Genomic DNA, 6,000 nt, shown 5'->3' on the forward strand with positions numbered 1-6,000 from the left:
ATCCTGGCCGGGTGAGTCCCGATCCTGATTGACGCGCAGAGTGCCGCCAGGGCACCCCGCCGCGCAACCATGCCCGGGGCGGTCGCGGGGGCCATTGACGCAGCGCAAGAAAAAGGCGCCGGGGGTTGCCCCCCGACGCCGTTGCGGCCCGATCCTTCGTCCGGATCAGCGGCCCGTGCGGTAATCCGCGCCGCTGGCGGAGCCATCGGCATTGGTCGCGAAGATGTCGCGGTCCTTCGTCTCCGGCACGAAGAAGAGGCCGATGACGACGGTCGCGAGCGCGATGACGATGGGGTACCAGAGGCCGAAATAGACGTCGCCGGTCTGCGCGATCATCGCGAAGCTCGTCGCCGGCAGCAGCCCGCCGAACCAGCCATTGCCGATGTGGTAGGGCAGCGACATGGAGGTGTAGCGGATGCGCGTCGGGAACAGCTCCACCAGCGCGGCCGCGATCGGGCCGTAGACCATCGTCACGTAGATCACGAGCAGCGTCAGGATGCCGATCAGCACGGCGGGCTGTTCGCGGAAGATGTCGAAGGGGTTCGACATCTTGACGACGGAGGGGTTGGAGGCCGCCGGATAGCCCGCCGCCGTCAGCGCCGCGCCGAGGTCACGCGCGAAGCTGGCCGAATCGGCCGGGATCGGCGTGCCGCCCTGGATGCGCACCGCGGCCACGGCGCCCGCCGGCGCCTGTTCGACCGTGTAGTTGACGGAAGCGCGGGCGAGCGCCGCCTTGGCCACGTCGCAGGGCTGGGTGAAGCGCGCCGTGCCGGTCGGGTTGAACTGGAAGGAGCAGCTGGCCGGATCCGCCACCACCTGGACGGAGATGGTGGAATGCGCCCGCGCCAGGTCGGGGTTGGCCTCCGCGCTCATCAGCTTGAACAGCGGGAAGTAGGTCAGCGCCGCGATCAGGCAGCCGCCCAGGATGATCGGCTTGCGGCCGACCTTGTCGGACAGCCAGCCGAAGAAGACGAAGCCGCCGGAGCCCAGCAGCAGCGACCAGGCGATGAGCATGTTGGTGGTGAAGGCATCGACCTTGAGCACCTGGCCCATGAAGAACAGCGCGTAGAACTGGCCGGTGTACCAGACCACCGCCTGGCCCATGACAAGGCCGAGCAGGGCGAAGAGCGCGATCTTGGCGTTCTTCCACTGGCCGAAGGCCTCGCTGATCGGCGCCTTCGAACCCGTGCCTTCCTCCTTCATCTTCTTGAAGGCGGGGCTTTCCTCCATCTGCAGCCGGATCCAGACGGAAATGCCGAGCAGCGCGATGGAGAGCAGGAAGGGCACGCGCCAGCCCCAGGCCCGGAAGGCGGCATCGCCGACCGCGAGCTGGGTGAAGAGGATGACGAGCAGCGAGAGGAAGAGGCCCGCCGTCGCCGTGATCTGGATGAAGCTGGTGTAGAAGCCGCGGCGGCCATTGGGCGCGTGTTCGGCGACATAGGTCGCGGCACCGCCATACTCGCCGCCCAGCGCCAGGCCCTGCAGCAGGCGCAGGATGATCAGGATGATGGGCGCCAGGATGCCGATGGTGTCCGACGTCGGCAGGATGCCGACGATGAAGGTGGAGGAGCCCATGATCAGGATGGTGACGAGGAAGGTGTATTTCCGGCCGACCAGGTCACCGAGCCGCCCGAAGACCAGCGCGCCGAAGGGGCGCACCAGGAAGCCCGCGGCGAAGGCCAGCAGGGCGAAGATGTTGCGGGTGGTTTCCGGGAACTGGCTGAAGAAGTTCGCGCCGATGACGGCGGCGAGCGAGCCGTAGAGGTAGAAGTCGTACCATTCGAAGACGGTGCCGAGGGAGGAGGCCAGGATGACCTTCCGTTCCTCCTGCGACATTGGTCGCGCGGCCCCGCCGGCCGCGGCGTGCGATGCAGACATCCCCCATCCCTTCCTGCGCGGGCAGGCCCGCCCGCAAGTCATTGTTGCGGTGCCACGCGCCATGCGCGCGACGCGCGTAGGGTTTGATCCCTGCGCATGGCGACCTTCTTAAGGAATGGAAAGGACCGATCAACGCGCCGCGCGGTTAATTCGTGTCCAGAACTCGGCTTCATGCCAAATTGGGCGTAACATATTTAAAGTTGGTAACTTGATGCTTCGCAATGACTTTGCGCCTCAGGCGTGGGTGCGCAATTCGCGGCTCAACCCTGGCGCGTCGAAGGCGCGCTCCATCTCCTGCTGGGTGGAGACGATGTGGAAGCGCAGCGCGCCCCGGATGGCCGGCGTCTCGCCGACGCGCTGGTCGGGGTGGACGGGCAGGGTGGCGAGCAGCGGGGACTCGGCTTCCAGGGCCAGGCGGTCGGCGCTGGCGGGCGGCGATTCCTGCAGCAGGGCGAGGCGCCTCCCCAGGCCATCCCGCGCGGCATCGAGGGTCGGCCGTTCCTCCGCCGGCGCTTCGGCGGCATCCAGGATTCGGCCGCCCATCGCGGCCAGGGCGCGGGCCAGGGCGGCCTCGGCGCCCGGCGCATGGGGCCGCAGCCAGGCCTCGGCCAGTGCCGTCACATCCCCGGCTGCGGCCGCGAAGGTCTGCCAGCGGCAATGGTTGAGCGCCGCGCGGAAATCGGGGTCGGCGAAGGTCTGCCGTTCATTCCGGCCCGCCTTAACGCGGCAGTAGTCGATCACCGTCTTCTGCGCGACGAAGGCTGCCTGGCGGTCCAGGAACCGCTCCAGCTCGCCCGGCTCGCGCGACGGTAACGGGCGCAGACGGTCCCGCAGCCAAGACAGCATCGCTCCCTCCTCCCCATGGCATCGCAACGATGTTGCATGACATGGCGGACACGTGATAGCGACAGTTATAAACAATAATTCACCACCCGACAGGGTGCCGGGCAGTTCACGCCGCCGGAAAGGCCGGCGGTGCATGGGGAGAAAGCGGGATGCCGTTGGTCGAGGACGTCAAGGATCCGCAGGGGGCCAGGGTGGCCGCCACGGATCAGGTGAATGGGGCAGCCTACTGGAAGAAGACATCGGGGCTGATGTGGACGGTGCTGGCCATCTGGTTCGTGGCCGGCTTCGGCATCCATTTCTTCGCCCCGGCGCTGAACCCGATCCATGTGCTGGGCTTCCCGCTGGGCTTCTACTTCGCCGCCCAGGGCAGCCTGATCATCTTCGTCGTCGGCCTCTTCTGGTTCGCCAAGCGCCAGAACGAGATCGACGAGGAATTCGGCGTGCAGGAGGACTGACCGCATGTCCGCCAGCACCGGAGGGAAGGATCCCTTCATCGCCAGCCTCGGCAAGATCTATGCCGGCTACACCGGCGGCTTTGCCGTCTTCGTCGTCCTGCTCGCGATCCTCGAGCAGATGGGCGTGCCGGACCGGGTCATCGGCTATCTCTTCGTCGTCCTGACCATCGGCGTCTATGCCTATATCGGCATCATCAGCCGCACCGCTGCCGTGGCCGAATACTACGTCGCCGGTCGGCGCGTCCCCGCCCTCTACAACGGCATGGCCACGGGGTCGGACTGGATGTCGGCGGCCAGCTTCATCGGCATGGCCGGCAGCCTCTACGCGCTCGGCTATGGCGGCCTGGCCTTCATCCTGGGCTGGACCGGCGGCTACATGCTGGTGGCCATCCTGCTGGCGCCCTACCTGCGCAAGTTCGGCCAGTACACGGTGCCGGACTTCCTCGGTGCCCGCTTCGGCGGCAACGTCGCGCGGTCCATCGGCGTCATCGTCCTGCTGACGGCGAGCTTCGTCTACGTCGTGGCGCAGATCGTGGGCGTCGGTATCATCACCCAGCGCTTCCTCGACGTCTCCTTCACCGTCGCGGTGTTCCTGGGCCTGGCCGGCATCCTGGTCTGCTCCATGATGGGCGGCATGCGCGCCGTCACCTGGACGCAGGTGGCGCAGTACATCATCCTGATCATCGCCTACCTGATCCCGGCCGTGCTGATGTCCGCCAAGGTCACGGGCGTGCCCCTGCCGCAGCTGATGTACGGCTTCGCGCTGGAGCGGATCGAGGGGCTGGAGCAGGGCTTCCGCGCCGCGGGCATGACGCCGCCGCCCGGCGTCACGGGCTGGCACACCGCGCCCTTCATCGGGGCGAATGGCGCCTTCTCCTGGTCCGCGGCCTTCAACTTCTTCGCCCTCGTCTTCTGCCTGATGGTCGGCACCGCCGCGCTGCCGCACATCCTGATGCGCTACTTCACGACGCCGTCGGTGCGCGAGGCGCGGCAATCCGTCGCCTGGTCGCTGTTCTTCATCTTCCTGCTCTACTTCACGGCGCCGGCCTATGCGGCCTTCGGGAAGCTCGAGATCTACCAGACCGTGATCGGCCAGCCGATCGCGGCCCTGCCGGAGTGGATCAGGAACTGGCAGATCGTGTCGCCCTACGGCACGCCCTGGATCAACATCGTCGATGTGAACCGCGACGGTATCGTGCAATGGGGCGAGTTTCGCATCCACCCCGACGTCGTCGTGCTGGCAACGCCGGAGATCGCGGGCCTGCCCTATGTGATCGCGGGCCTCGTGGCCGCGGGCGGCCTGGCCGCCGCGCTCTCCACCGCCGACGGCCTGCTGCTGGCCCTGGCCAATGCGCTCAGCCATGACGTCTACTACAAGATGATCGACCGCAACGCCCCGACGGCGAAGCGCCTCATCATCTCCCGCGTCCTGCTGATCGTGGTGGCGATCCTGGCGGCCTGGACGGCGGGCAACATGGGTGCCGACATCCTGTTCCTCGTCGCCTGGGCCTTCTCCATCGCCGCCGCGGGGCTCTTCGCCGCGCTGGTGATGGGCGTCTGGTACAAGGGGACGACGAATGCCGCGGCCTGCTGGGGCATGGCCGTGGGCTACGCCTTCACCTTCGGCTACCTGATCTGGACGGAGTTCTACGGCCTGTCCTTCGTCGAGCTCTTCGGAACGAAGGAGGCGATCCTGGCCGCGGCGCGGCAGACCGCGGCGCTGCCCGCGGCCGACCCCGCGCTCAAGGCCTATGCCGCCCAGCTGGTCGCGAATGCGGGCCAGATCACGGATGGCGCACTGTCCTGGTTCGGCCAGCTGATCCTGACGACGGACAGCGTCGTGCTCCGCGGCCGCACCGTCGCGCGGCTCTGGACGCTGAACAACATCTCGGGCGGCATCATCGGCGTGCCGCTCTCCTTCCTCACCATCTGGGCGGTGTCCAAGTTCACCACGGCGCCGAGCCAGGCGATGCAGGACTTCATCGACGACATCCGCATCCCGAAGGGCGGCGTTCGCCTGGTGGACCGGCGCGAGGCCGTCGAGTAGCAACGACCACCCCGGATGGGGTCGGAAACCGGGGCGGCCGCGGCGACGCGGCCGCCCTTCCTGCTTGCAGACCATGGATCGCCGCCGCCGATGCAGCCCTTCATCGCCGATCACCTTGGCTTCTGGATCCCGATGTACCTCCTGGCCTTGAGCGCCTGGGCCTGCATCGGGCGCTTCCTGATGCAGGTCATGGTGCCGCATGACAGCCCCAACTACATCTGGCGCGGCTTCCGGCTGCTGACGGACTGGGCGGTCTGGCTGGCCCGGCGCGCCGTGCCATCCTATGTGGAGGCGCGGTTCCTGCCGCTGGTCGCGGCCTGCTGGCTGTTCGGCATCCGGCTGGTCGCTGGGGTGCTGATGATCTCGGCCGGGCTCGGCCCGCGCATCACGCCGCCCGGGGCGGGGTAGGGGCCATGACGCCGCAGAACCTCTTCGTCGCCGTCGTCGGGCTCTGCCTGATGAACGGCCTGGTCAGCCCGGCCCTGCCGGTGATGATGGCGCTGCATCCGGTCTGGCTGCCGGAGATGCTGCCGCCGACCAATGAGATCGTCTTCTACGGGGCGAGCCTGATGGTCTCGACCGGCACGCTGCTGCTGGCCGGGCTGCCGGCCGCGATCCTGGAACGGCTCGGCGCCCCGCTCACCCAGGCCATGATGGCCTGGGCGGGGGGCGCCGGTGTGCTGCTGCTGCTGGGCCTGGCCTGAGTGACCTGTGTGGACGGCCCCTTCGATGCAAGGGCGTTGAAGGGTTGAGGCGCCGCGGTCGAGTGCGGTC

6 protein-coding genes are annotated in these 6,000 nt (G+C 68.0%); 4 read left to right on the top strand and 2 right to left on the bottom strand.

The window, feature by feature from the left end; genetic code table 11:
* Window positions 1–165 precede the first annotated feature (165 nt).
* Together G3576_RS15555 and G3576_RS15560 are read right to left on the bottom strand one after the other, a co-directional pair.
* Window positions 166–1,878 (bottom strand): MFS transporter, encoded by a 1,713-nt coding sequence (locus tag G3576_RS15555; RefSeq protein ID WP_207622829.1) that lies wholly within the window; start codon window positions 1,876–1,878, stop codon window positions 166–168.
* A 234-nt stretch (window positions 1,879–2,112) separates the two neighbouring features.
* Window positions 2,113–2,724, bottom strand: a complete 612-nt coding sequence (locus G3576_RS15560; RefSeq protein ID WP_164695321.1) for a hypothetical protein — start codon at window positions 2,722–2,724, stop codon at window positions 2,113–2,115.
* Between the two features lie 149 nt (window positions 2,725–2,873).
* Here G3576_RS15560 and G3576_RS15565 point away from each other — a divergent pair, with 149 nt between their 5' ends.
* From G3576_RS15565 to G3576_RS15580, 4 genes are all read left to right on the top strand, one after another.
* On the top strand, window positions 2,874–3,179 hold the full coding sequence (locus G3576_RS15565) for a DUF4212 domain-containing protein (RefSeq protein ID WP_164695322.1): 306 nt from the start codon (window positions 2,874–2,876) through the stop codon (window positions 3,177–3,179).
* A 4-nt stretch (window positions 3,180–3,183) separates the two neighbouring features.
* Window positions 3,184–5,226: a sodium:solute symporter family protein gene (locus G3576_RS15570; protein ID WP_164695323.1), complete on the top strand. Its 2,043-nt coding sequence runs from the start codon at window positions 3,184–3,186 to the stop codon at window positions 5,224–5,226.
* A gap of 90 nt (window positions 5,227–5,316) precedes the next feature.
* On the top strand, window positions 5,317–5,634 hold the full coding sequence (locus G3576_RS15575; RefSeq protein WP_164695324.1) for a hypothetical protein: 318 nt from the start codon (window positions 5,317–5,319) through the stop codon (window positions 5,632–5,634).
* Window positions 5,635–5,639: 5 nt separating this feature from the next.
* The gene (locus G3576_RS15580; RefSeq protein ID WP_164695325.1) at window positions 5,640–5,930 is read left to right on the top strand and encodes a hypothetical protein; all 291 of its coding nucleotides are present in this window, start codon (window positions 5,640–5,642) and stop codon (window positions 5,928–5,930) included.
* The last annotated feature ends 70 nt before the right edge of the window (window positions 5,931–6,000 follow it).

Source organism: Falsiroseomonas algicola, assembly GCF_011040385.1.
GTDB classification, from domain to species: Bacteria; Pseudomonadota; Alphaproteobacteria; order Acetobacterales; family Acetobacteraceae; genus Falsiroseomonas; species Falsiroseomonas algicola.